At 70.9% G+C, this 22,176-nt stretch carries 23 protein-coding genes; 10 read left to right on the forward strand and 13 right to left on the reverse strand.

Features of this window, described 5'->3' with window-relative positions:
• Window positions 1–10: 10 nt before the first annotated feature.
• From AMK11_RS05495 to clpS, 7 genes are all read right to left on the reverse strand, one after another.
• Complete coding sequence (locus tag AMK11_RS05495) at window positions 11–961, reverse strand: PLP-dependent cysteine synthase family protein (protein WP_073723593.1); 951 nt, start codon at window positions 959–961, stop codon at window positions 11–13.
• Between the two features lie 5 nt (window positions 962–966).
• A complete protein-coding gene (locus AMK11_RS05500) occupies window positions 967–1,245 on the reverse strand; it encodes a MoaD/ThiS family protein (protein WP_073723595.1) in 279 nt (92 codons plus the stop codon).
• A 111-nt stretch (window positions 1,246–1,356) separates the two neighbouring features.
• On the reverse strand, window positions 1,357–1,452 hold the full coding sequence (locus tag AMK11_RS39090; protein WP_310873142.1) for a putative leader peptide: 96 nt from the start codon (window positions 1,450–1,452) through the stop codon (window positions 1,357–1,359).
• 90 nt (window positions 1,453–1,542) lie between these two features.
• Complete coding sequence (locus tag AMK11_RS05505) at window positions 1,543–1,965, reverse strand: Mov34/MPN/PAD-1 family protein (RefSeq protein ID WP_073723597.1); 423 nt, start codon at window positions 1,963–1,965, stop codon at window positions 1,543–1,545.
• 161 nt (window positions 1,966–2,126) lie between these two features.
• Window positions 2,127–3,563 (reverse strand): amino acid permease, encoded by a 1,437-nt coding sequence (locus AMK11_RS05510; RefSeq protein WP_073723599.1) that lies wholly within the window; start codon window positions 3,561–3,563, stop codon window positions 2,127–2,129.
• A gap of 341 nt (window positions 3,564–3,904) precedes the next feature.
• Window positions 3,905–4,513 (reverse strand): DUF2017 domain-containing protein, encoded by a 609-nt coding sequence (locus AMK11_RS05515; protein ID WP_073723601.1) that lies wholly within the window; start codon window positions 4,511–4,513, stop codon window positions 3,905–3,907.
• 51 nt (window positions 4,514–4,564) lie between these two features.
• Window positions 4,565–4,882, reverse strand: coding sequence for an ATP-dependent Clp protease adapter ClpS (clpS, locus tag AMK11_RS05520; RefSeq protein WP_073723603.1), 318 nt, complete (start codon window positions 4,880–4,882; stop codon window positions 4,565–4,567).
• Window positions 4,883–4,980: 98 nt separating this feature from the next.
• On the opposite strand from clpS, the gene AMK11_RS05525 reads away from it, so the two are divergent.
• Together AMK11_RS05525 and AMK11_RS05530 are read left to right on the forward strand one after the other, a co-directional pair.
• Window positions 4,981–6,336, forward strand: coding sequence for a nicotinate phosphoribosyltransferase (locus tag AMK11_RS05525; RefSeq protein ID WP_073723605.1), 1,356 nt, complete (start codon window positions 4,981–4,983; stop codon window positions 6,334–6,336).
• A gap of 104 nt (window positions 6,337–6,440) precedes the next feature.
• The gene (locus tag AMK11_RS05530; protein WP_073723607.1) at window positions 6,441–7,028 is read left to right on the forward strand and encodes a nicotinamidase; all 588 of its coding nucleotides are present in this window, start codon (window positions 6,441–6,443) and stop codon (window positions 7,026–7,028) included.
• Between the two features lie 28 nt (window positions 7,029–7,056).
• Here AMK11_RS05530 and AMK11_RS05535 read toward each other — a convergent pair whose 3' ends face one another.
• Both AMK11_RS05535 and AMK11_RS05540 read right to left on the reverse strand, forming a co-directional pair.
• Window positions 7,057–7,398 (reverse strand): hypothetical protein, encoded by a 342-nt coding sequence (locus tag AMK11_RS05535; RefSeq protein WP_073723609.1) that lies wholly within the window; start codon window positions 7,396–7,398, stop codon window positions 7,057–7,059.
• 146 nt (window positions 7,399–7,544) lie between these two features.
• The gene (locus AMK11_RS05540; RefSeq protein WP_073723611.1) at window positions 7,545–9,896 is read right to left on the reverse strand and encodes an immune inhibitor A domain-containing protein; all 2,352 of its coding nucleotides are present in this window, start codon (window positions 9,894–9,896) and stop codon (window positions 7,545–7,547) included.
• Window positions 9,897–10,305: 409 nt separating this feature from the next.
• On the opposite strand from AMK11_RS05540, the gene AMK11_RS05545 reads away from it, so the two are divergent.
• Window positions 10,306–10,599 carry a hypothetical protein gene (locus tag AMK11_RS05545; protein ID WP_073723613.1) on the forward strand — a complete coding sequence of 98 codons (294 nt, stop codon included), beginning with the start codon at window positions 10,306–10,308 and terminating at the stop codon, window positions 10,597–10,599.
• Between the two features lie 33 nt (window positions 10,600–10,632).
• Here the strand turns inward: AMK11_RS05545 and AMK11_RS05550 are convergent, their stop codons facing one another.
• Both AMK11_RS05550 and AMK11_RS05555 read right to left on the reverse strand, forming a co-directional pair.
• The gene (locus AMK11_RS05550) at window positions 10,633–11,271 is read right to left on the reverse strand and encodes an RDD family protein (protein WP_073723615.1); all 639 of its coding nucleotides are present in this window, start codon (window positions 11,269–11,271) and stop codon (window positions 10,633–10,635) included.
• Window positions 11,272–11,521: 250 nt separating this feature from the next.
• The gene (locus AMK11_RS05555) at window positions 11,522–13,009 is read right to left on the reverse strand and encodes an RDD family protein (RefSeq protein WP_073723617.1); all 1,488 of its coding nucleotides are present in this window, start codon (window positions 13,007–13,009) and stop codon (window positions 11,522–11,524) included.
• Window positions 13,010–13,261: 252 nt separating this feature from the next.
• Here AMK11_RS05555 and AMK11_RS05560 point away from each other — a divergent pair, with 252 nt between their 5' ends.
• Entirely contained in the window at window positions 13,262–13,693 is a 432-nt protein-coding gene (locus tag AMK11_RS05560; protein ID WP_073723619.1) for an SsgA family sporulation/cell division regulator, read from the forward strand.
• 10 nt (window positions 13,694–13,703) lie between these two features.
• On the opposite strand, the gene AMK11_RS05565 is transcribed toward AMK11_RS05560, so the two are convergent.
• A complete protein-coding gene (locus AMK11_RS05565) occupies window positions 13,704–15,146 on the reverse strand; it encodes an FAD-binding oxidoreductase (RefSeq protein WP_073723998.1) in 1,443 nt (480 codons plus the stop codon).
• A gap of 92 nt (window positions 15,147–15,238) precedes the next feature.
• Between AMK11_RS05565 and AMK11_RS05570 the strand changes: the two genes are divergently transcribed.
• A complete protein-coding gene (locus tag AMK11_RS05570) occupies window positions 15,239–16,636 on the forward strand; it encodes a tetratricopeptide repeat protein (RefSeq protein ID WP_073723621.1) in 1,398 nt (465 codons plus the stop codon).
• Between the two features lie 23 nt (window positions 16,637–16,659).
• Here AMK11_RS05570 and hppD read toward each other — a convergent pair whose 3' ends face one another.
• On the reverse strand, window positions 16,660–17,805 hold the full coding sequence (gene hppD / locus AMK11_RS05575) for a 4-hydroxyphenylpyruvate dioxygenase (RefSeq protein WP_073723623.1): 1,146 nt from the start codon (window positions 17,803–17,805) through the stop codon (window positions 16,660–16,662).
• A gap of 125 nt (window positions 17,806–17,930) precedes the next feature.
• Here hppD and AMK11_RS05580 point away from each other — a divergent pair, with 125 nt between their 5' ends.
• The 5 genes from AMK11_RS05580 to AMK11_RS05600 are packed head-to-tail and all read left to right on the forward strand — an operon-like array spanning window position 17,931 to window position 22,173.
• Entirely contained in the window at window positions 17,931–18,413 is a 483-nt protein-coding gene (locus AMK11_RS05580) for an Lrp/AsnC family transcriptional regulator (RefSeq protein ID WP_079187276.1), read from the forward strand.
• A 32-nt stretch (window positions 18,414–18,445) separates the two neighbouring features.
• Window positions 18,446–19,093 carry an ABC transporter permease gene (locus AMK11_RS05585; RefSeq protein WP_073723627.1) on the forward strand — a complete coding sequence of 216 codons (648 nt, stop codon included), beginning with the start codon at window positions 18,446–18,448 and terminating at the stop codon, window positions 19,091–19,093.
• A complete protein-coding gene (locus tag AMK11_RS05590) occupies window positions 19,086–20,342 on the forward strand; it encodes a betaine/proline/choline family ABC transporter ATP-binding protein (protein WP_073723629.1) in 1,257 nt (418 codons plus the stop codon). Before AMK11_RS05585 ends, AMK11_RS05590 begins: the two co-directional genes overlap by 8 nt.
• Window positions 20,339–21,184 (forward strand): ABC transporter permease, encoded by an 846-nt coding sequence (locus tag AMK11_RS05595; RefSeq protein WP_073723631.1) that lies wholly within the window; start codon window positions 20,339–20,341, stop codon window positions 21,182–21,184. The genes AMK11_RS05590 and AMK11_RS05595 overlap by 4 nt, the downstream gene beginning before the upstream one ends.
• On the forward strand, window positions 21,181–22,173 hold the full coding sequence (locus AMK11_RS05600) for a glycine betaine ABC transporter substrate-binding protein (RefSeq protein ID WP_073723633.1): 993 nt from the start codon (window positions 21,181–21,183) through the stop codon (window positions 22,171–22,173). The genes AMK11_RS05595 and AMK11_RS05600 overlap by 4 nt, the downstream gene beginning before the upstream one ends.
• The last annotated feature ends 3 nt before the right edge of the window (window positions 22,174–22,176 follow it).

Genomic DNA, 22,176 nt, shown 5'->3' on the forward strand with positions numbered 1-22,176 from the left:
ACAACGCCCCCTAGGCCCAGAGCTGGCCCTGGAGGGTGTCGATGGCCTCTTCGGTGGTGGTCGCGGTGTAGACGCCGGTGGAGAGGTACTTCCAGCCGCCGTCGGCGACGACGAACACGATGTCGGCGCTCTCGCCGGCCTTCACCGCCTTCTTCCCGACGCCGATCGCGGCGTGCAGGGCGGCGCCGGTGGAGACGCCCGCGAAGATGCCCTCCTGCTGGAGGAGTTCCCGGGTGCGGGTCACGGCGTCCGCCGAGCCGACGGAGAAGCGGGTGGTGAGGACGGAGGCGTCGTACAGCTCGGGTACGAAGCCCTCGTCGAGATTGCGCAGGCCGTAGACCAGGTCGTCGTAGCGCGGTTCGGCGGCGACGATCTTCACGTCGGGCTTGTGCTCGCGCAGGTAGCGGCCGACGCCCATGAGGGTGCCGGTGGTGCCGAGGCCGGCGACGAAGTGGGTGATGGAGGGGAGGTCGGCGAGGATCTCGGGGCCGGTGCCGGCGTAGTGGGCGCCGGCGTTGTCCGGGTTGCCGTACTGGTAGAGCATCACCCAGTCCGGGTGCTCGGCGGAGAGTTCCTTGGCGACCCGTACGGCGGTGTTGGAGCCGCCCGCGGCCGGAGAGGAGATGATCTCCGCGCCCCACATGGCGAGCAGGTCCCGGCGCTCCTGGGAGGTGTTCTCGGGCATCACGCAGACGATGCGGTAGCCCTTGAGCTTGGCGGCCATGGCGAGCGAGATGCCGGTGTTGCCGCTGGTGGGCTCCAGGATGGTGCAGCCCGGGGTGAGGCGGCCGTCCTTCTCGGCCTGTTCGATCATGTGGAGCGCGGGGCGGTCCTTGATCGAGCCGGTGGGGTTGCGGTCCTCCAGCTTGGCCCAGACGCGGACGTCGGCGGACGGCGAGAGCCGCGGCAGGCGCACCAGGGGGGTGTTGCCCACCGCGGCCAGCGGGGAGTCGTAACGCATCCCGATCAGGCCATACCGCCGGCGACGGCCGGCAGGATCGTGATGCTGTCGCCATCGGAGAGCTTGGTGTCGATGCCGTCGAGGAAGCGGACGTCCTCGTCGTTCAGGTAGACGTTGACGAAGCGGCGCAGCTGCTCCCCGTCCACGATGCGTGCCTGAATACCCGTGTGCCGGGTCTCGAGGTCGGCGAAGAGCTGGGCGAGGGTGTCCCCGGTGCCCTCCACCGCCTTCTGGCCGTCGGTGTACTGGCGGAGGATGGTCGGGATGCGGACCTCGATGGCCATGGCTGAGGGCTCCTGTCGGAAGGTGTCGTGGGTTCGGTGAGGCGCGCGGCGGCACGCGGCAGCCCGCCGCGGCGTACGGCCGTCCGGCGGCCGTACGGGGGCAGCGGGAGATCAACAGATGGCGCTGTTCAGCCTGCACAGGTCGACGTGCAGCCGCGCCACGAGCAGCGTGCCCGGCGCCTTTTCGCTCACGTCGAGAAGAACCATGGGCTCATCGTATCGATTCCCGGACCGGCTTCCGGAGTGTGATCTCACCTACTGGACGCCTCTCATCCGCGATGCGATACGACGGGTGGTTCAGTACGCGTTCACGACCTTGACCTCCTCTTCCGTCACCTCTCCGTCCAGGATGCGGAACGAGCGGAACTGGAAGTCTCCCGCGTCGTCGGTGTCGGCGGTGGAGACCAGGACGTAGTGGGCGCCGGGTTCGTTGGCGTAGGTGATGTCGGTGCGGGACGGGTAGGCCTCGGTGGCGGTGTGGGAGTGGTAGATGACCACCGGCTCCTCGTCGCGGTCGTCCATCTCGCGGTAGAGCTTGAGCAGGTCCTGCGAGTCGAACTCGTAGAACGTGGGTGAGCGGGCGGCGTTGAGCATCGGGATGAACCGCTCGGGGCGGCCCTCGCCCACGGGACCGGCCACCACGCCGCACGCCTCGTCGGGGTGGTCCTCGCGCGCGTGGGCGACGATCTGGTCGTACAGGGCCTGGGTGATGGTCAGCATGCGGCCCAGGATAAGCAGAAGGGCCACCCCGTACCGGTGGGTGGTACGGGGCGGCCCACATGCTGGACGTCCTGAGCGGCGGCCGGCGAGGACGCCACGAGCGTCCCCGGTGACCGGACGTCCCGGATGCGCGAGAACGCGCAGGTCAGGCAGCCAGAAGGTCAGACGATCTTCTCGAGGTTCTCCGAGTCCGGCTCGCCGCGCCGCTCGGTGACGTCCGGGTTGCGGCTCTTGAGCACGGCCCAGCCGATGCCGAGGGCGGCGGCCCAGCCGGCCATCACGTACAGGCAGATGCGGGCGTCGGCGTCGTAGGCGATCAGGCAGGTGACGAAGAGGAGGAAGGCGATGGCGATGTACGAGCACACCGAGCCGCCCGGTGCCGGGAAGGAGGAGGCGGGCAGGCGGCCCGCGACGACCTTGCGCCGGTACATGACGTGGCTGATCAGGATCATCAGCCAGGTCCAGATGCCGGCGGCGGTGGCGACGGAGGTGACGTAGCCGAACGCCTTCTCGGGGACGGTGTAGTTGAGGACCACGCCGATGCCCATGAAGATCACCGAGACGCCGATGCCGATGGCCGGGGTCTTGGTGGACGACAGCCGCCTGAAGACGCCGGGGGCCTCACCGTTGTCCGCGAGGGTGCGCAGCATGCGGCCGGTGGAGTACATGCCGGAGTTGCAGGAGGACAGGGCCGCGGTGAGCACGACGAAGTTGACGATGCCGGCGCCGGCCGGGATGCCGATGACCGCGAAGGCCTCCACGAAGGGGCTGACGCCCTCGGCGAACTCGGTCCACTTGACCACCGCCAGGATGACGGTGAGGGCGCCGACGTAGAAGAGGGCGATGCGCCAGGGCAGGGTGTTGATCGCCTTGGGGAGGGTCTTCTCCGGGTTCTCCGACTCGCCGGCGGTGACGCCGACCAGCTCGACGGCGAGGTAGGCGAACATGACGCCCTGGAGGGTCATCAGGGACGAGCCGATGCCCTTGGGGAAGAAGCCGTCGAACTCCCACAGGTTGGAGACGGCGGCGGTGTCGCCGGCCTGGCTGAAGCCCAGGGTGAGGACGCCGATGCCGATCACGATCATGCCGATGATGGCGGTGACCTTGACCATCGAGAACCAGAACTCGATCTCGCCGAACAGCTTGACCGAGATCAGGTTGGCGACGAAGAGCAGGACGAGGAAGACGAGGGCGGAGACCCATTGCGGGATCTCCGGGAACCAGTAGTGGATGTAGATGGCGGCGGCGGTGAGCTCCGCCATGCCGGTGACCACCCACATCAGCCAGTACGTCCAGCCGGTGAAGTATCCGAAGAAGGGGCCGAGGAACTCCCGCGAGTACTCGGCGAAGGAGCCGGAGACGGGACGGTAGAGGAGCAGCTCGCCGAGCGCCCGCATGATGAAGAAGATGATCACGCCCGCGAGGGCGTACATGAGGATGATGCTGGGCCCGGCCTTGGCGATGTTGGCCCCGGCGCCCAGGAAGAGACCGACGCCGATCGCGCCGCCGATCGCGATCATCTGGACCTGACGGCTGTTGAGTCCGCGCTCGTAGCCCTCTTCAGGTGTTTTCTCCGTGTCGACCTGCGCAGAGGTCATGTGTGGTGCGCCTTTCTCCATGCCGACCCGGGCCTGTCGTCGGCCGCGGATCGGGTCTCGATCCCCCCGGATGATGGAGTCGAGCGGGCCTCACGTCCCGCTCTGTGCCTGGCCGGCGGTCCGCCGGCTCGGTGGCGCACCCGGCCGAACATTCGGGTGGTGTTCGCCGGGCGGTCGTGAAGATTTACCACGACCGCGATGTCGATCACAGGGGCGCGGTGTGACGCGTCACACAGGCATAACGGGACAAAAGGCGCCCGAGGCGGGCGAAGAGGGACAACTCCTTGACGAGATCATTACCCGGATTTGAGGGTCCGCTGAGCGGACACCGGAGCGGGCAATCAGGGCATAAGGGTCGAGACCAACGACTCCTGGAGCCCGCCGAGCCACAGGTACGCCATCACCATCGGCTTGCGCGGGTCCTCGTCGGGGAGCCGGTAGAGCAGGTCCGTGTCGTCCTCGTCGGCGATCTCCAGCCGGGAGCCGATCGCCAGGCGCAGGTCGTTCAGGGCGCGCAGCCACTGCTGGGACTCCTCGGGCGACAGCTTCAGCACCGCGCCGTCCTCGCCGGCCGACGCCGAGGAGAGGGTGTCCAGGGTGCGGACCACCGCGAGGGCGTTGTCCCGCTTGCCGGCCCGCAGGTCGTTCTCGGTGTAGCGGCGGAACTCGGCGGAGGACGCCCGCTGCTCCTCGGCCTCCGCGGCCTGCGGGGCGGAGGCGGGGTCGCCGTAGGCGTCCGGGAACAGGCGTCGCAGCACGGGGTCGGAGGGCGGCTCGCTCGGGCCCTCGGCGAAGAGCTCGGCGAGCGGGTCGTCGGAGGCCTCCTCGGCGGGGCCGGGGCCGATCAGCTCCAGGAGCTGCACGGCCAGGGACCGGATGATGGAGATCTCGACGTCGTCGAGGGCGACGGCCGCGCCGCCGCCGGGAAGCGGTTCGAACTGTCCTGGCATGGAGGTGATTCAGCTACTTCCGTCCTGCGGGCGGGCGTGGGTCATTTCCGGTCACTTCCGGTCCTGCTGGAGGGTGGCCCACAGACCGTAGCCGTGCATGGCCTGGACGTCCCGCTCCATCTCCTCGCGCGAGCCGCTGGACACCACCGCCCGGCCCTTGTGGTGGACGTCCATCATGAGTTTGGTCGCCTTGTCCTTCGAGTAGCCGAAGTAGGACTGGAAGACGTACGTCACGTAGCTCATGAGGTTGACGGGGTCGTTGTGCACGATCGTCACCCAGGGCACGTCGGGCTCGGGTACGGCGAAGACCTCCTCCGCCGACTCGGTCTTCTCGATCTCCATGGGTGCGGCTGCCGTCACATGGCCCATGCTGCCACCACAGGGGGGCACCCGCACAAACGGGCCTGTGGCGGGCGCCACGGAACCATAAATCGTCAGACTGACGAAATGGGGGTAGCATCCTCGTCATGAACACAGCGGACCTTGGGCTGCCGGTGGACGTCCCCTCGACGGCGCTCTTCACGGACCAGTACGAGCTGACGATGCTGCGGGCCGCCCTGAAGGCGGGCACGGCCGGGCGGCGCAGCGTGTTCGAGGTCTTCACGCGGCGGCTGCCGGACGGGCGGCGCTACGGCGTCGTGGCGGGCACCGGGCGGGTGCTGGACGCGGTGGAGAACTTCCGCTTCGACGCGGACGTCCTGCGCTTCCTGCGCGAGCGGGACATCGTCGACGAGGAGACCCTGGACTGGCTCGCCCAGTACCGCTTCAGCGGCGACATCTGGGGCTACCCCGAGGGCGAGGTGTACTTCCCGGGCTCGCCGATCATGCGGGTGGAGGGCACCTTCGGCGAGTGCGTGCTGCTGGAGACGGTGATCCTCTCCATCCTCAACCACGACTCGGCGATCGCCGCGGCCGCCTCCCGGATGGCCTCGGCCGCCGGGGACCGCCCGCTGATCGAGATGGGCGCCCGCCGCACCCACGAGCTGGCCGCGGTCGCCGCCGCCCGCTCCGCCTACGTCGGCGGCTTCGCGACCACCTCCGACCTGGCCGCCGGCTTCCGCTACAACATCCCCACCGTCGGCACCTCCGCCCACGCCTTCACCCTGCTCCACGACAACGAGCGCGACGCCTTCCAGGCCCAGGTGGAGGCGATGGGCAGGGGCACGACGCTGCTCGTGGACACCTACGACGTAGCCGAGGCCGTCCGCACGGCCGTGGAGATCGCCGGGCCCGAGCTGGGCGCCGTGCGCATCGACTCCGGTGACCTGCTGCTGGTCGCCCACCGGGTGCGCCAGCAGCTCGACGAGCTGGGCGCCCGGGACACGAAGATCGTCGTGACCTCGGACCTGGACGAGTACGCCATCGCCTCGCTCGCGGCGGCGCCCGTGGACGCGTACGGCGTCGGCACCCAGCTGGTGACCGGCTCCGGGCACCCGACGGCGTCCATGGTCTACAAGCTGGTCGCCCGCGCCGAGTCCGGTGGGTCCATCGACGACACAGCGCCGCTGGTGCCGGTGGCGAAGAAGTCCAGCGGCGGCAAGACCTCCATCGGCGGCCGCAAGTGGGCCGCCCGGCGGCTGGACTCCTACGGGTACGCCGAGGCCGAGGTGGTCGGCACCGGGCCGGTGCCCGACGGCCTCGCCGGCCGGCAGCTCCTGGTCGAGCTGGTCAAGGGCGGGGAGGTGGTGGCCCGCGAGCCGCTGGACGCCGCCCGGGACCGGCACGCGGCCGCCCGCGCCAACCTCCCGCTGTCCGCGACGCAGCTCTCCCGAGGGGAACCCGTCATTCCGACGGAGTACGCGCACGAGGGCTCGGGTAGCTAAAGCTGGTGCGGTCCGACCGGCGCCGCACCACCCACCGATCCGTCCCCACCACGCGATCTCCGCCCCTCCTACCCCACAGCCCATCCAGCCGAAGGACACCGACCATGCGCCGCGCCCTGATCGTCGTAGACGTGCAGAACGACTTCTGCGAGGGAGGCAGCCTTGCGGTGACCGGCGGTGCCGACGTGGCCGCCGCCATCACCGAGCTGATCGGGCAGGCGCCCGCCGGCTACCGCCACGTCGTGGCCACCCGCGACCACCACGTCGCGCCGGGCGGCCACTTCGCCGACAACCCGGACTACGTCCACTCCTGGCCGGCGCACTGCGTGGCCGGCACGGAGGGCGTCGGCTTCCACCCGAACTTCGCCCCGGCCGTCGCCTCCGGCGCGATAGACGCCGTCTTCGACAAGGGGGCGTACTCGGCGGCCTACAGCGGCTTCGAGGGCGCCGACGAGAACGGCACGACGCTCGCCGACTGGCTGCGGGCCCGCGAGGTCGACGAGGTCGACGTGGTGGGCATCGCCACCGACCACTGCGTGCGGGCCACCGCCCTGGACGCGGCCCGCGAGGGCTTCCGTACGCAGGTGCTGCTCGACCTGACCGCCGGAGTGGCCCCCGAGACCACCGAGCGGGCGATGGAGGAGCTGCGGGAGGCGGGCGTGGAGCTGACCGGGAAGCCGGTCGTCCAGTAGCGCCCGCCGCCGTCGGGCCGGGCTGCGGCTACGGCTGCGGCGCCGGGCGTCTGAGGAGCGCCCGGATCGGGTGCCACAGCTCCTGGACGCGCTCGGGCCCGCCCGTGACACCGGCCACCGGGGCGGTGCGCCATATGAGGCCGTCGGGGTGGTGCAGGACCGCGGTGATCTCGTCCGGGGTCGGCGGGGCGGCGTTGCCCCGCAGGTAGACCGCCCGCAGCCCCAGGTTGCGCAGCCTGGTCAGGGCGCGCGCCCGGTTCTGGGCGTGGACGAGAAAGCGCACGCTGCCCTCGGGCGTGGCGGGGCTGGGCAGGTTGAGTGCCACCACCACCGTGCCGTTCGGCAGCTTGCTGAAGCCTCCCTGGGCCATGCGGTCATACCCCCGTGTCAGCCGGTGCCGGTCCGCTTCTCGGACCAGGTGTCAATAAGAGAACCACAGGACGCACCTAAACACGGATCGGCGGCGACCCGCCAGGGGGTCGCCGCCGATCATGCTCTGACCTGGGCAGATGCTATTTACCTGCCCGCAGGACCGACCTCGAGCTCGATCGTCGAGCCGTTCCTGGCCTCCTTGAGGATCTTGATCTTCGTGTTGGTGTCAGTGATCTTGACGCCGCCGGTCGGGTTCGACTCGTCGTAGTAGTCGTTCTTGCGGTCGTTGAAGACCGAGACGCCCTTCGAGCCCGGGAAGTACTTCGCGACGTCCGCCTTGTGCAGCGTCATGCCGTCCGTGCGGTAGCGGCTGAACGGCGAGTCGTACGACTGCACGCGGTTGCGCAGCAGGGTGCCGTCCTTCCACTTCATCGCGGTCGGGTGCGAGTCGACCGGCAGGACCAGGCCGGTGCCCGGGTGCTGGCTGGTGTTGTTGTCCGCCTGGGAGGTGTCCCACTTCCAGATCAGCAGGCCGTTCTGGTACGCGTAGTGCTCCACCCAGTTCGGGCGGTCCGTGAAGCCGAAGTTGTACGGGCCGGTCTTCAGCGTCTTGTCGTACGACACGTACTGCCGGTTCTCGGCGATGTAGTACTGCGCGTAGTCCTCGGTGAAGGACGCGCCCTTGCGGGTGAAGCCGTCGGCGCTCCAGGCGGCGTCCGCGGTCTCGGCGTTGTCGGTGAAGAGCGCCTCGCCGTCCGCGGTCACCGTGATCGAGTCGGCCGTGAAGCCCTTCTGGGCCACGCCGCCGTCGGTCTGGTAGCGGAAGCGGATGTCGATCTTCTTACCGGCGTAGGCGTCGAGGGAGAACGCGAACTTCGAGTAGGCGTCCAGCGTGCCGTGCAGGGCCGGCTTGTCGGCGGCGTCGCGCGGGATCGGCTGACCGTCCACCGTGCCGTCGATGGCGGTCCAGTTGGCGCCGCCGTCGGTGGAGACCTCGGTGTAGAGGTAGTCGTAGTTGGCCTCGATGTCGTACCAGCCGTCGTAGGTCAGCTCGGCCTTCGACTTGCCGGTCAGGTCGACCGGACGGCTCAGCGTGTTGCTGAGGTTGTCACCGCTGCCGCTCCACCACTGGGTCTCGCCCTCGGCGGGCGGGACGATCTCGGTGGTGACGGCCTTCTTCGGCAGCTCGACGACCAGCGCCTGCTTGTGCTTGGTGTTGTACTCGGCCAGGCCCAGCTTGTGCCAGGAGTTGACGCCCGCCTTGGCGGTGTCGTAGTTCAGCCAGCCGAGCTGGAGCTTGTCCCAGGCGGTCATGTCGCCGGGCAGGTCGCCGATCTCGTTGCGGCCGGTGCCGAGCCAGGAACCGGACGACATCAGCGTCCAGAAGCCGGTGGAGTTCTCGCCGCCCGCGGTGTCGTAGTGGTCCGGCAGACCGAGGTCGTGGCCGTACTCGTGGGCGAAGACGCCGAGTCCGCCGTTCTCCGGCTGGACGGTGTAGTCGCCGACCCAGATGCCGGTGGAGCCGATCTGCGCGCCGCCGAGCCTGTTCTGCTCGGGGCCGGTGGCGCCGGCGTCGGTGCCGAAGGCGTACCAGCGGTGGGCCCAGATCGCGTCGGTGCCCTGGGCGCCGCCACCGGCGGACTCGTCCTCGCCGGCGTGCACGATCTGGAAGTGGTCGATGTAGCCGTCGGGCTCGTTGAAGTCGCCGTCGCCGTCGAAGTCGTAGCGGTCCCACTCGTCGAAGCGGGCGACGTCCGCCTTGATCTGGGCGTCGGTGCGGCCGGCCGCCTTCTGCTCCTCGACCCAGGCGTTCAGGCCGTCGCTGACGACGTTCCACACGCTCGGGCAGTTGGTGTCGCCGCAGGCGTTGTTGCCGTAGCGGGCCTCGTTGTAGGGGACCTTGACCCAGTCGGAGACCTCGCCCTCGACCGAGTAGCGGCCGGAGGACTGCTTCTCGTAGTACGTCTTGACCGAGTCGACGCCCTTGCCGGAGCCGAAGTACAGGTCCTCGAAGTGCTGCTGGTCGTAGTCCTCCTTCCAGGCCGTGGAGTTGTCGGTCCTCCGGTTGGGCTTGGCTATCTGGTTGTGCAGCGGGCCCGCCTCGCCGCCGTAGCGGCTGTCGATCTTGTCGCCGAACTCGACCAGGATGGTGAAGATCTTGTCGGTCTTCTCCCGGCCCAGCTCGACGTACTTGGCGTCGCCCTTCTTGCTCTTGAGCTGGACGACGTTGGAGCCGTCCTTCTTCTTCACCGAGGCCTTGCCGGAGATGACCTGCTTGAGGGCCTCCTCGCGCTGGGCCGCCTGAGTGTCGCTCATGGGGCCCTTGAGGTCATGGGAGTCCATGCCCTTGGCGGGGTGCGGGTCGTGCCGGTCCACGGCCTCCGGCTTGGCGGGCGCGTCCGCCTGAGCGACGCCCGCCGCGGAGAGCGTCGCGGTGGCGGCGGCTAGTGCGACGGTGGTCGCCGCCGTTCTGAACGTCCAGGATCTTCTGGTCACTTGACTTCCTCCCCCGCGTCCACGCGCGCGGATGGGGGGACAAGGACAGAGCAGAGTCCGCGCACACGTGATCAACGCGTGTATTCAAGTGACGACATTTGACTAGAGGTTCACTGGAAAAGACAGACCTTGACTTGAGCAGAACAATTGCACTATGCGGAGTCGCCGTTCGCTTTGCGGACGCTGTTCGGGACGGGCGGGACGTCCGGCGGGCGCGCGACACCGTCCGCTTCCGGCGCACCATGAATCCGTGCGCCCCCCGTGCATCGGCCCCGCCGGTTAGGGCGGGCTTACCACTGTTTCCTCCCGGGCACACAGCGGGTTAGAGTCGCTTGGCGGAACGCCCGGAAGCCGGCGGAAAGCCAGGCCGACAGCCGGTCTCACCCCCAGATTGTCTTCCGAGGACACGATGGCCATGCCCCGTCCGACTGCCGCACAGTTCGCCTACGGTACGTGCACCGTGATCTTCTCGACGCTCGCCATGCTGCTGCTGTCGCAGACGAGTTCGGGTCCCGGAGTCGCCGTCATCGCCGTCGCCGCCCTCGGCCTCGGGCTGCTGGTCGCCATGACGGTCCCCCAGCCGAGGACGACGCGCACGATGACCGTCGTGCCGGCCACGGGGCGCGCCGCGGACCGGGAGCCCGTGCGGGCGGCCCGCGTCTCCGCGGGTGCGGGTGAAGCGGCCCGCGACCGCGCCGCCTGACGCCGCCGCCTCCGGGGTGGGCGGCCCCGTCCGTCAACGGGTGCTGACCACCACCGTCTTGGCCGCCTTGTCGTGCAGGCCCTGCTTGTAGGGCCGGTCGAAGAAGCTCCAGCCGCCCGCGATGATCGTCCAGACGCAGGCGCAGCAGAAGGCGAACGGGATCCACAGCACCAGCGCCCGGATCAGGGACGTCTGCACCGAGGGTGTGGCGCCGTTGTCCAGGTTGGCCACGCGCATGCCGAGCCATTTCTTGCCCAGGGTCTGGCCCGTCTTCGCGGTCATGTAGGTGTCGTAGGCGATGTAGAGCACGGCGGCGATCAGTGACTGCCCGAACGACTTGCCGACCGAGATGTCCTCGCCGTCCACCTGGTACTCCTGGACGTTGAACGCCCAGCTGAGCAGCCACACCACGATGCCGACGAGGATCATGTCGATGATCCGCGCGAGGACCCGTTTGCCGCTGTCGGCGAGCGGGGGCATGCCGGCGAGCGGGTCGGTGGGGTAGGGGCCACCGCCGTAGGGGTCACCGCCGCCGCCCGGGGGCGGGGGTGCGCCGCCGCCGTACGGCGGGGGGTGGCCGGTACTGCCGTGCGGGTCGGACGGGGGGCGCTTCCTGAACGGGTCGTCTTCCGGCGGCTGCCCGCCGGGGCCGGGGGGCGGTTCGCTGCTCATGTCCCGAGTCGAACCCGGAGTCTCTTTCCTCGCATCCGGCGAGCGGCCGTCCGGAGTAGCGAGGGCACGTGGTCCGACGCCGTCGGGGCGGGGACCGACTGTGCGTCGGCGGGTGCGGGTGCGTCGTGGTTGCTCGCGCAGTTCCCCGCGCCCCTTTGGGGCGCGTCCACTGCGCGTACCTTCAGGGGCGCGGGGAACTGCGCGACCAGCCCCCACTCACCCGCACCCGACCACGAAGCCCCCCGCTGAGTCAGCCCGCGACAAACGTGTTCGCGGCCTTGTCGTGCCAGCACTGGCGCCACGGGCGGTCGAACAGGCACCACACGACGCCGACCAGGCCGATGGCCAGGAGGCCGGGGACGCTGTAGACCAGCCAGCGGCGCAGGGCCGCGCCGAGGGACGGGGGCTCGTGGGCCTCGATGTCCCGTACCTCCAGGCCGAGCAGCTTCTTGCCCAGGGTCCGGCCCCACTTGGCGGTGGGCAGCGCCTCGTAGAGGCCGCCGAAGACCAGCAGGACGGCCAGCACGATGCCCAGGTACGTGGACGTCGTGCCGTCGAGCAGCCAGACCGTGACCGTCTCGCCGGAGAGCTTGGCCTCGTCGATCTTGCCGGTGACGTGGTCGACCGCCTTGGTTCCGAGCGGTACGGCGGCCACGGCGGTGACGGCGCCCAGGACGACGGTGTCGATCAGCCGGGCGGCCAGTCGCTTGCCGAGCCCGGCGGGGCGGGCGGCCGCCTGGCGCCGGGCGGCGGCCTGGAAGACGTCCTCCACCGGCGGCTTCCACGGTGCGACGGGCTGCTCGCCCTCGCCGGCGCCCGCGAGCCGGTGCACCTGCTGCGCCCAGGAGGACTGACCGCCGCCGGGACCGGCCGCGACCGGGGCGGAGGCGGCGGGCTGCGGTTGTGCGGCGGCCGGTTGCTGGGACGAGGGGGCGGCTTGGTGGGGCGCGGGAGCAGCGGCCTGGTGCGGGACGGCCGGGCCGGCCGTCTGCTGAGGGCCGGAGGGGGCCGTCGGCGCGGCGGCCCGGGCCGCCGCGGCCTTGCCGGCGGCGAAGCCCGGGCCGCCCGTGGTGCCGGCGCGCGGGGAGACCGCGCGGAAGGTCATCGTGCCCTGGTCTTCGGCGGCGCCGTCCGAGGGCCGGGCACCCCCGGGCCCGGCCGTCGGGCGCCGGAAGACGAAGGTGTTGCCCGACTCGGCCTCCGCCTCACCGCGGTCGGAGGCCTGCCCGTCCCGAGCCGCGCCGCCCTCGCCGGGTCCCGTGCCCGAGCCCGCGGGACCGGCACCGGAGCCCGCCCCCGGGCGGCCGGCACCGGCGTCCGGCACCGCTCCCCCGGCCGGTCCCGCGGCCGGCGTCGCGTCCTGGGCGTGCGCGAGCCTCGGGTCGGTGGCCTGGGCCGGGCCCGGCCAGGCGACGGACGAGCCCTGCGCACCCGCCGCACCGGAGCGGTCGGCGGCCCAGGACGCGGCCGGCTCCGGGCGGCTGCCGTGCTGGGCCGCGGCGGCGGGCGGCGGCTCCTCGACCGGGTCCTCGTCGAAGAAGTGCGGGCCTGTCTCCTCCACGGAGGGCCGTGCGCCGGGCGGCGGCGCGAGCGGCTCGCCGTCCTTGGGGGCGGGCCGGCTGGTACCCGGCACCCAGGAGGCGCCGTTCCAGTACCGGACATATCCAGGAATGGACGGGTCCGGGTAATACCCTTCACGGGGCCTGTCGTCGCCGGGGGCCGGGGTTGGGGCGCTCATGTCCGTCGTCCCGTATCTGCTCGGGGGTTGGTTCGGGGGCTCAACATCTATCAGACGGGCGCAATCCGCACCGCCGGTCCCGCCGGACCCACCCCTTTCCGGGCAACCTCGTGCATGGACCTTCACACCCGGGACAGAGGGGAGGAAAAAAGTTCCGCGAACCCGCGTAACGCTCACGGCCCACGTCGCTCTCACTCCTGCGGGCCCGTTCCAGGCGGCCCGTGCGGACCCGTACGAGAGAGGACCCACGCCATGCACCCCAACCACCCCAGCCACCCCGTCGCCGTGGAACGCGAGCTGGAACTGAGGCTCATCCTGTCGCCCGAGCACGCCGTCCCGGTGCCGGCCCGGCTCGCCTACCACTCCGACGACCCGTACGCCGTGCACGTCACCTTCCACATCAACTCCGGCTGCCCGGTGCACTGGACGTTCGCCCGGGACCTGCTCGTGGAAGGGGTGTTCCGGCCGTGCGGGCACGGGGACGTGCGGGTGTGGCCGTCGAAGGCGGACGGTCGCAGCGTCGTGCTGATGGCGCTGAGCAGCCCCGACGGTGACGCCCTGCTGGAGGCGCCGTCGGCTCAGGTGTCGGCGTGGCTGGAGCGGACGCTGCGGGCGGTGCCGCCGGGGGCCGAGGCCGGGCAGCTCGGCCTCGACGACGGGCTGGCCGAGCTGCTGGCCCGGTGAACGGCGGGCGTCAGAACAGCTTGCCCGGGTTGAGGATGCCCAGCGGGTCGAAGACCTGTTTGACGGCCCGCTGCATCTCCAGCCCCACCGGACCGATCTCGCGCGCCAGCCACTCCTTCTTCAGTACGCCCACGCCGTGTTCGCCCGTGATGGTGCCGCCGAGTTCCAGGCCGAGGCCCATGATCTCGTCGAAGGACTCGCGGGCCCGGCGGGACTCGTCGGGGTCCTGGGCGTCGAAGCAGACCGTGGGGTGGGTGTTGCCGTCGCCCGCGTGGGCGCAGACGCCGATGGTCAGGTCGTACTTGGCGGCGATGCGCTCGATGCCCTCCAGCATGTCGCCGAGCCTCGAGCGGGGCACGCACACGTCGTCGATCATCGTGGTGCCCTTGACCGCTTCGAGGGCGGTGAGGGACAGGCGGCGCGCCTGGAGGAGGAGTTCCGACTCGGCGGCGTCGTCTGCGGGGACCACCTGCGTGGCGCCCGCGGCCTCGCACAGGGCGCCCACGGCGGCGAGGTCGGCGGCCGGGTCGGTGGTGTCGAAGGCCGCGAGGAGCAGGGCCTCGGTGGTCTCCGGGAGACCCATGTGGGCGAGGTCGTTGACCGCCTTGACGGTGGTGCGGTCCATCAGTTCGAGGAGGGACGGCACGTGCCCGCCCTCCATGATCTTGCAGATCGCGTCGCAGGCGGCGGAGGCGGAGGAGAACTCGGCGGCCAGCACCAGCTGCTCGGGCGGCTGGGGACGCAGGGCGAGCACCGCCCGTACGACGATGCCCAGCGAGCCCTCGGAGCCGACGAAGAGCCGGGTGAGGTCGTACCCGGCGACGCCCTTGGCGGTGCGGCGGCCCGTGGACATCAGGCGGCCGTCGGCGAGGACGACGTCCAGGCCGAGGACGTACTCGGCGGTCACCCCGTACTTGACGCAGCACAGGCCGCCGGAGGCGGTGCCGATGTTGCCGCCGATGGTGCACATCTCCCAGCTGGAGGGGTCGGGAGGGTAGTACAGGCCGTGTTCGTTCACCGCGCGGGAGAGCGTGGCGTTGACGACGCCGGGTTCGACGACGGCGACGCGGTCGACCGGGTTGATCTCCAGGATGCGGTCCATCTTGGTCAGCGAGAGGACCACGCAGCCGTCGGTGGCGTTGGCTCCGCCGGACAGGCCGGTGCGGGCGCCCTGCGGGACGACGGGGACGCGCAGCTCGGTGGCGGTGCGCATGACGTGCTGGACGTCCTCCACGGTGCGCGCCAGGACGACCACGGCGGGGGCGCCGGCCGGGCAGAAGCTCGCCATGTCGTTGGCGTAGGAGGCGGTGATGTCGGGGTCGGTGAGGACGGACTCGGCGGGCAGTCCGGCGAGCAGCCGCTCGACGAGGGGGCTGTCGGCCGCCGGGGCCGCGCCGGCTTCGCGGGCTGCGTCGTCTTCGTCGCGAGGCGCTTCGATACGGCTCATGATCAGAGGTTCGCACCCGGGGCCATCGGTGTGAACCCCGTCGACGGCACCCGGCGCAAGCCGCGGTGTGCTTGTCGTACGGGCGCACAGTAGGCGCCATGGAGATCGAACGCGGGCGGCGCTCCCGCCGCCGGAACCGGGTGCTGATCGCCTCCGTCGCCGGGGCCGCCGTGCTCGGCGGGGTGCTGGTGCTGCTGCCGTGGGACGGGGGCGACGCCTCCCCGCCCGCGCCGGGACCCGCGGCGCTGGCGCGCGGTGCGGTGACCACGGGGGTGCCGGCCGCGCTGCCGGACCTGGCGGTGCTGATCGGCGACCGGGAGCGGCACCTGCGGGCGCAGCCGCTGGACGGGGCGTCGTGGGCGGTGCTGGGCGCGGCCTACGTCGAGCAGGGGCGGCGTACGGCGGACGTGGCGAACTGGGCGAAGGCCGAGAAGGCACTGCGCACGTCGCTGAAGGTCGGGGCGGAGCGCAATCCGCAGGCGCTGGAGGGGCTGGCGGCGCTGGCGGTGGCGCGGCGGGACTTCCCGGCGGCGAAGAAGTGGGGCGAGAGCGCGGTGAAGGCGGCGCCGAAGCGGTGGACGGCGCACGCGGTGCTGATCGACGCGTACACCGGGCTCGGTGACGACAAGGGCGTGGGGCGGGCCCTGGAGAAGCTGAAGAAGCTGCGGCCCGACGCGCCGGCGACGGGGGCCCGGGCTGCGGCCGTCTACCGGGACCGGGGCTGGCGGGAGGACGCGCAGGCCCGGATCTCCGACGCGGCGGCGGCCGCGGAGGCGCCGGCCGAGCGGGCGGCGTACCTGGAGCAGGCCGGGCGGCTGGCGTTCGAGCGCGGGGAGCGGGAGGAGGCGCTGCGGTTCTTCGAGGAGGCGCTGCGCACCGACCCGGACCAGCGGGCGGCGCAGGCCGGGCAGGGGCGGGCGCTGGCGGCGCTGGGCCGGACGACGGACGCGCTGTCGGCGTACCAGGCGGCGCTGGCCAAGCGGCCGGAACCCGAGTACGCGCTGGAGCTGGGCGAGCTGTACGAGTCGCTGGGGCTCGGGCAGGCCGCGCGGGTGCAGTACGACCTGCTGCGGGAGCGGGTGCGGGACGCGGAGGCGGCCGGGGCGGACGAGCGGCTGGTGCTCGGCCGGTTCGAGGCGGACCACGGGGATCCGGCCAGGGCGGTGCGGCTGCTGCGGGAGGAGTGGGGGCGGCAGCCGGGGATCGCGGTGGCCGACGCGCTGGGCTGGGCGCTGCACCGCACCGGTGAGCACGAGGAGGCGCTGGAGTTCGCGGCCATCGCGACCGAGGGCGACAAGGGCGGCGGGGTGCGCAGCGCGCTGTACGTCTTCCACCGGGGGGTGATCGAGCGGGAGCTGGAGCGGTACGGGCCCGCGCGGCGGCATCTGCGGGAGGCGCTGATGATCAACCCGTACTTCTCGCCGCTGCGGGTGCCCGAGGCCAAGCGGGCGCTGGCGGCGCTGGGCGAGCCCTCCGTGGAGGACCCGCCCGGCTGAGATCTGCCGTGCAAAGGCTGATGTCAGAGGTTGCCGCGCTTCTCCTGCTCGCGCTCGATCGCCTCGAACAGGGCCTTGAAGTTGCCCTTGCCGAAGCCCATGGAGCCGTGCCGTTCGATCATCTCGAAGAAGACGGTCGGGCGGTCCTGGACCGGCTTGGTGAAGATCTGCAGCAGGTAGCCGTCCTCGTCGCGGTCGACGAGGATCTTCAGCTCGCGCAGTGTCTCGACGGGGACGCGGGTCTCGCCGGCCCACTCGCCGAGCGTGTCGTAGTACGAGTCGGGGGTGTCCAGGAACTGGACGCCGTTCGCCTTCATGGTGCGGACGGTCTGCACGATGTCGTTGGTGTTCAGCGCGATGTGCTGGACGCCGGCGCCGCCGTAGAACTCCAGGTACTCGTCGATCTGGGACTTCTTCTTGGCGACGGCGGGCTCGTTGATCGGGAACTTCACCTTGAGGGTGCCGTCCGCCACGACCTTCGACATCAGCGCGCTGTACTCGGTGGCGATGTCGTCGCCCACGAACTCCTTCATGTTCGTGAAGCCCATGACCTTGTTGTAGAAGCCGACCCACTCGTTCATGCGGCCCAGCTCGACGTTGCCGACGCAGTGGTCCACGGCCTGGAAGGTGCGCTGCGCGGGCGGCTCGACCATCGGCTCGGCGGCGGCGTAGCCGGGCAGGTAGGGGCCGTCGTAGCCGGTGCGCTCGACCAGCGTGTGGCGGGTCTCGCCGTAGGTGGCGATGGCGGCGAGGACGACGGTGCCGTGTTCGTCCTTGACCTCGTACGGCTCCGCGATCGAGCGGGCGCCGTGCTCGACGGCGTAGGCGTGGGCGGCGCGCGCGTCCGGGACCTCGATGGCGAGGTCGACGACGCCGTCGCCGTGCTCGGCCACGTGCTGGGTGAGGAAGGCGCCCCATTCGGTGGACGGCTTGATCACGGAGGTGAAGACGAATCGGGCGGAGCCGTTCTCCAGGACGTAGCTGGCGGTCTCGCGGCTGCCGTTCTCCGGTCCGGAGTAGGCGACCAGCTTCATGCCGAAGGCGGTGGAGTAGTAGTGCGCGGCCTGCTTGGCGTTGCCCACGGCGAAGACGACCGCGTCCATTCCCTTGACCGGGAAGGGGTCGGCCTGCCGGGCGGTGTCGGGAGTGTGGTGTGTGGTCTGCGTCATAGCCGCAGCGTCTCCCGCGTCTGCAAGGTGCGCAATAGTTTGCGCGTTCACTGGGCAACCTGCCCAGTGAGACGGCGGTCGCGGCGGGCGATCTGTACAGGATGACCAGCCTGAAGGGGTACGGGATGGGCATAGACCGGCTGGACGGGCGGATCATCGGGCTGCTGGCCCGCGAGCCGCGGATCGGGGTGCTGGAGATGTCCCGGCGGCTGGGGGTGGCGCGGGGCACGGTGCAGGCGCGCCTGGACCGGCTTCAGTCGAACGGAGTCATCCGCGGATTCGGTCCCGAGGTGGACCCGGCGGCGCTCGGCTACCCGGTGACCGCGTTCGCGACGCTGGAGATCCGGCAGGGCCAAGGGGCCGACGTACGGGCGCACTTGGCGACCGTGCCCGAGGTGCTGGAGCTGCACACCACGACCGGTACCGGGGACATGCTGTGCCGGCTGGTGGCCCGCTCGAACGCCGATCTCCAGCGGGTGATCGACCGGGTTGTCGGTTTTGATGGCATCGTCCGGGCCGCCACGGCGATCGTCATGGAGAACCCCGTGCCGCTGCGGGTCATCCCGCTGGTGGAGCAGGCGGCCCAGGACAGCGGCAGACGCGACTGAGACCGGTCCGACGTTCCCGGAGGTGAGCGGAGGTGAACTTCTGGGAGTTCCTGGGCAGCCGCCACCAGCAGCTGCTCGCCGACGCCTACCAGCACGCCAGCGCCGTCTTCCAGTGCATGGTCGTGGCGACCCTGATCGGCGTGCTGATCGGCGTCCTCACGTACCGCAGCGACTGGGCGGGGAACCTGGCGACGCTGGGCACCTCGACCATCCTGACCATCCCGTCGCTGGCCATGATCGGTCTGCTCATCCCGATCGTGGGCCTCGGGGTGCCGCCGACGGTGACGGCGCTGACGCTGTACGGGCTGCTGCCGATCGTGCGGAACTCGATCGTCGGCCTGCGCGGGGTCGACCCGGCGCTGGTGGACGCGGCCAAGGGCATCGGCATGTCGCGGGCGGCCCGGCTGCTGCGGGTGGAGCTGCCGCTGGCCTGGCCGCCGATCCTCACCGGCATCCGGGTCTCCACGCAGATGCTGATGGGCATCGCCGCGATCGCCGCCTACGCCTCCGGGCCGGGCCTCGGCAACGAGATCTTCCGCGGGATCGCCTCGCTGGGCAGCAAGAACGCGCTCAACCTGGTGCTCGCGGGCACGCTCGGGATCATCATCCTGGCGCTGCTGTTCGACGCCGCGTACGTCCTGCTGGGACGGCTGACCATCCCGAGGGGGATCCGTGTCTGAGAACGGTCAGGCCCAAGCCACCGGGGCGACCATCGAGCTGGAGGCCCTCACCAAGCGCTACCCGGGCAACCCGCAGCCGGCCGTCGAGAACGTGTCGATGCAGATCCAGGCGGGCGAGACGGTCATCTTCGTCGGCCCCTCGGGCTGCGGGAAGTCCACCACCCTGAAGATGATCAATCGGCTGATCGAGCCCAGCGGCGGCCGCATCCGCATCGACGGCGAGGACGTCACCGACATCGACCCGGTCAAGCTGCGCCGCAAGGTCGGCTACGCGATCCAGTCCTCCGGCCTCTTCCCGCACATGACCGTCGCCCAGAACATCGCGCTCGTACCGAAGATGATCGGCTGGTCGAAGTCCCGCATCCGGTCCCGGGTGGAGGAGATGCTCGACCTGGTCGGTCTCGACGCCGGGGAGTTCCACGGCCGCTATCCCCGTCAGCTGTCCGGCGGGCAGCAGCAGCGGGTGGGCGTGGCGCGGGCGCTGGCCGCCGATCCGCCGGTGCTGCTGATGGACGAGCCGTTCGGCGCGGTCGACCCGATCACGCGGGACCACCTCCAGGACGAGCTGATCCGGCTCCAGCACGAGCTGCACAAGACGATCGTCTTCGTCACCCACGACTTCGACGAGGCGATCAAACTGGGCGACCGGATCGCGGTGCTGCGCGAACGCTCCCACATCGCGCAGTTCGACACCCCCGAGGCCATCCTCACCAACCCGGCGGACGACTTCGTCTCCGGCTTCGTGGGCGCCGGGGCGGCGCTGAAGCGGCTCAACCTGACCCGCGTACGGGACGTCGGCATCACCGACTACCCGACGGTGACCGTCGAGGACCCGCTCCAGCACATCTTCAACCAGCTCCGGGCGGCCGGCACCAACGAGATCCTGCTCCTCGACCGGCGCCGCCGGCCCTACAAGTGGCTCAGGCGCGGCGACCTGATGCGGGCCAAGGGCTCGCTGGCGCGGGCCGGGACGCTGGTCCACGACACGGTGACCCGGGACGCGACCCTGCGGGACGCGCTGGAGGCGGTGCTCACCGACAACACGGGGCGGGTGGCGGTCACCGGGCGGCGCGGCGAGTACGAGGGCGTCGTCGACATGGAGACGCTGCTGAACTCCGTGCACGAGCTGCTGGAGGCCGACCGGCTGGACGCGCTGGAGCACCAGCACGACCTGGAGGAGACGCGGGCCGGACAGACCCATGCGGAGCAGGAGGGCTTCGGAGGCTTCGGAGGGGAGGCGAAGGCGTGAGTACTTCCGGTCGGCGGCCGGAGACCGACGAACCGGCCTACGAGGACGAGGACCGGGACGAGTATGAGCACGAGCCGCCTCCCCCGTCCCCGGCGGCGACCCGGCGGCGGGTCGGCTGGCGGAAGCTGACCTTCCTGCCCGCGCTCCTGGTGGCCGTGCTGCTGGCGACCTGGCTGTGGTTCCGGCAGGCCGACCTGGACGCGCTCAGCCGCAACGCGCTCTCCGACGGCCAGGTGACCAAGGCGCTGTGGCAGCACGTGCAGCTGACCGTGATCTCCACCTTCTTCGTGCTGATCATCGCCATCCCGCTGGGCATCCTGCTCACCCGCCGGATGTTCCGGAAGGCGACCCCGGTGGCGATGGCCTTCGCCAACATGGGCCAGGCGACCCCGGCGATCGGTCTGCTGGCGCTCCTGGTGATCTGGCTGGGCATCGGCCGCCGCGCCGCCCTGATCGGCATCATCATCTACGCCGTCCTGCCGGTGCTCTCCAACACCATCGCGGGTCTGAAGGCCAACGACCCGACGCTGCTGGAGGCGGCCCGCGGCATCGGCATGTCCCCTCTGGGGGTGCTCACGCGGGTGGAGCTGCCGCTGGCCGTCCCGCTGATCCTGGCCGGGGTGCGCACCGCCCTCGTCCTCAACGTCGGCACGGCGACGCTGGCCGTCTTCGGCGGGGGCGGCGGCCTGGGCGTGCTGATCACCACGGGGATCACCAGCCAGCGGATGCCGGTGCTGGTCCTCGGCTCGATCCTCACGGTGGCCCTCGCGCTCCTGGTGGACTGGCTGGCCTCGCTCGCCGAAATGCTGCTGCGGCCCCGAGGCCTGGAGGTGCGGACATGAGCGCGCGACCCGGTGCCGGAGGCGGGCGACGCCGTACGTGGCTGCTGACGGCGGCGCTGCTGGTGGCGGCCTCCGGCTGCGGACTGACCAGCGGCTCCCCCATGGTCGACGACGTGGAGCCCGGCACCATCGGGAAGGGACGGCCGCTGAAGGGCGCCGACCTGACCGTGGTGTCCAAGCAGTTCACCGAGCAGCTCGTGCTCGGCGCGATCATGGGCATCGCCTTCCAGGCGGCGGGCGCGGAGGTCCTGGACCGCACCGGCATCCAGGGCTCCGTGGGCACCCGGGCGGCGGTGGAGAACGGCGACGCGGACGCCACGTACGAGTACACGGGCACCGCCTGGATCACGTACCTGGGGCACAGCGAGCCCATCCCCGACCCGCGCGAGCAGTGGGAGGCGGTGCGCAAGGAGGACCTGAAGAACGGGCTGACCTGGCTGCCGCCGGCCGAGCTGAACAACACGTACGCGCTGGCCATGAACCAGGCCAACTACGAGAAGTACCGCACGAAGACGCTCTCCGACGTGGCCGAACTGTCGAAGACCGACCCGGGCGCGGTGACGCTGTGCGTGGAGGTCGAGTTCGCCAACCGCGCGGACGGGCTGCCCGGCATGGAGAAGGCGTACGGGATGGACATCCCGGCCGGGAACGTCACGGAGATGGACACCGGGATCATCTACACCCAGACCGCCGACGGCGCCTGCACCTACGGCGAGGTGTACACCACCGACGGGCGGATCAAGTCGATGAACCTGGTGGTGATGGAGGACGACAAGAAGTTCTTCCCGAACTACAACGCCGCCCCGATGGTCCGCACCGACACCCTGAAGAAGTGGCCGGCGATCGCGTCGGTGCTCGCGCCGGTGACCGAGGCGCTGAACAACGATGTCGCGCGGGACCTGAACGCGAGGGTCGACGTGGACGGGGAGGACCCGCACCAGGTGGCGCTGGACTGGATGATCGAGAAGGGCTTCGTGAAGGAGGGCTGAGGG

It is taken from the genome of Streptomyces sp. CB02414, assembly GCF_001905385.1.
GTDB lineage: Bacteria > Actinomycetota > Actinomycetes > Streptomycetales > Streptomycetaceae > Streptomyces.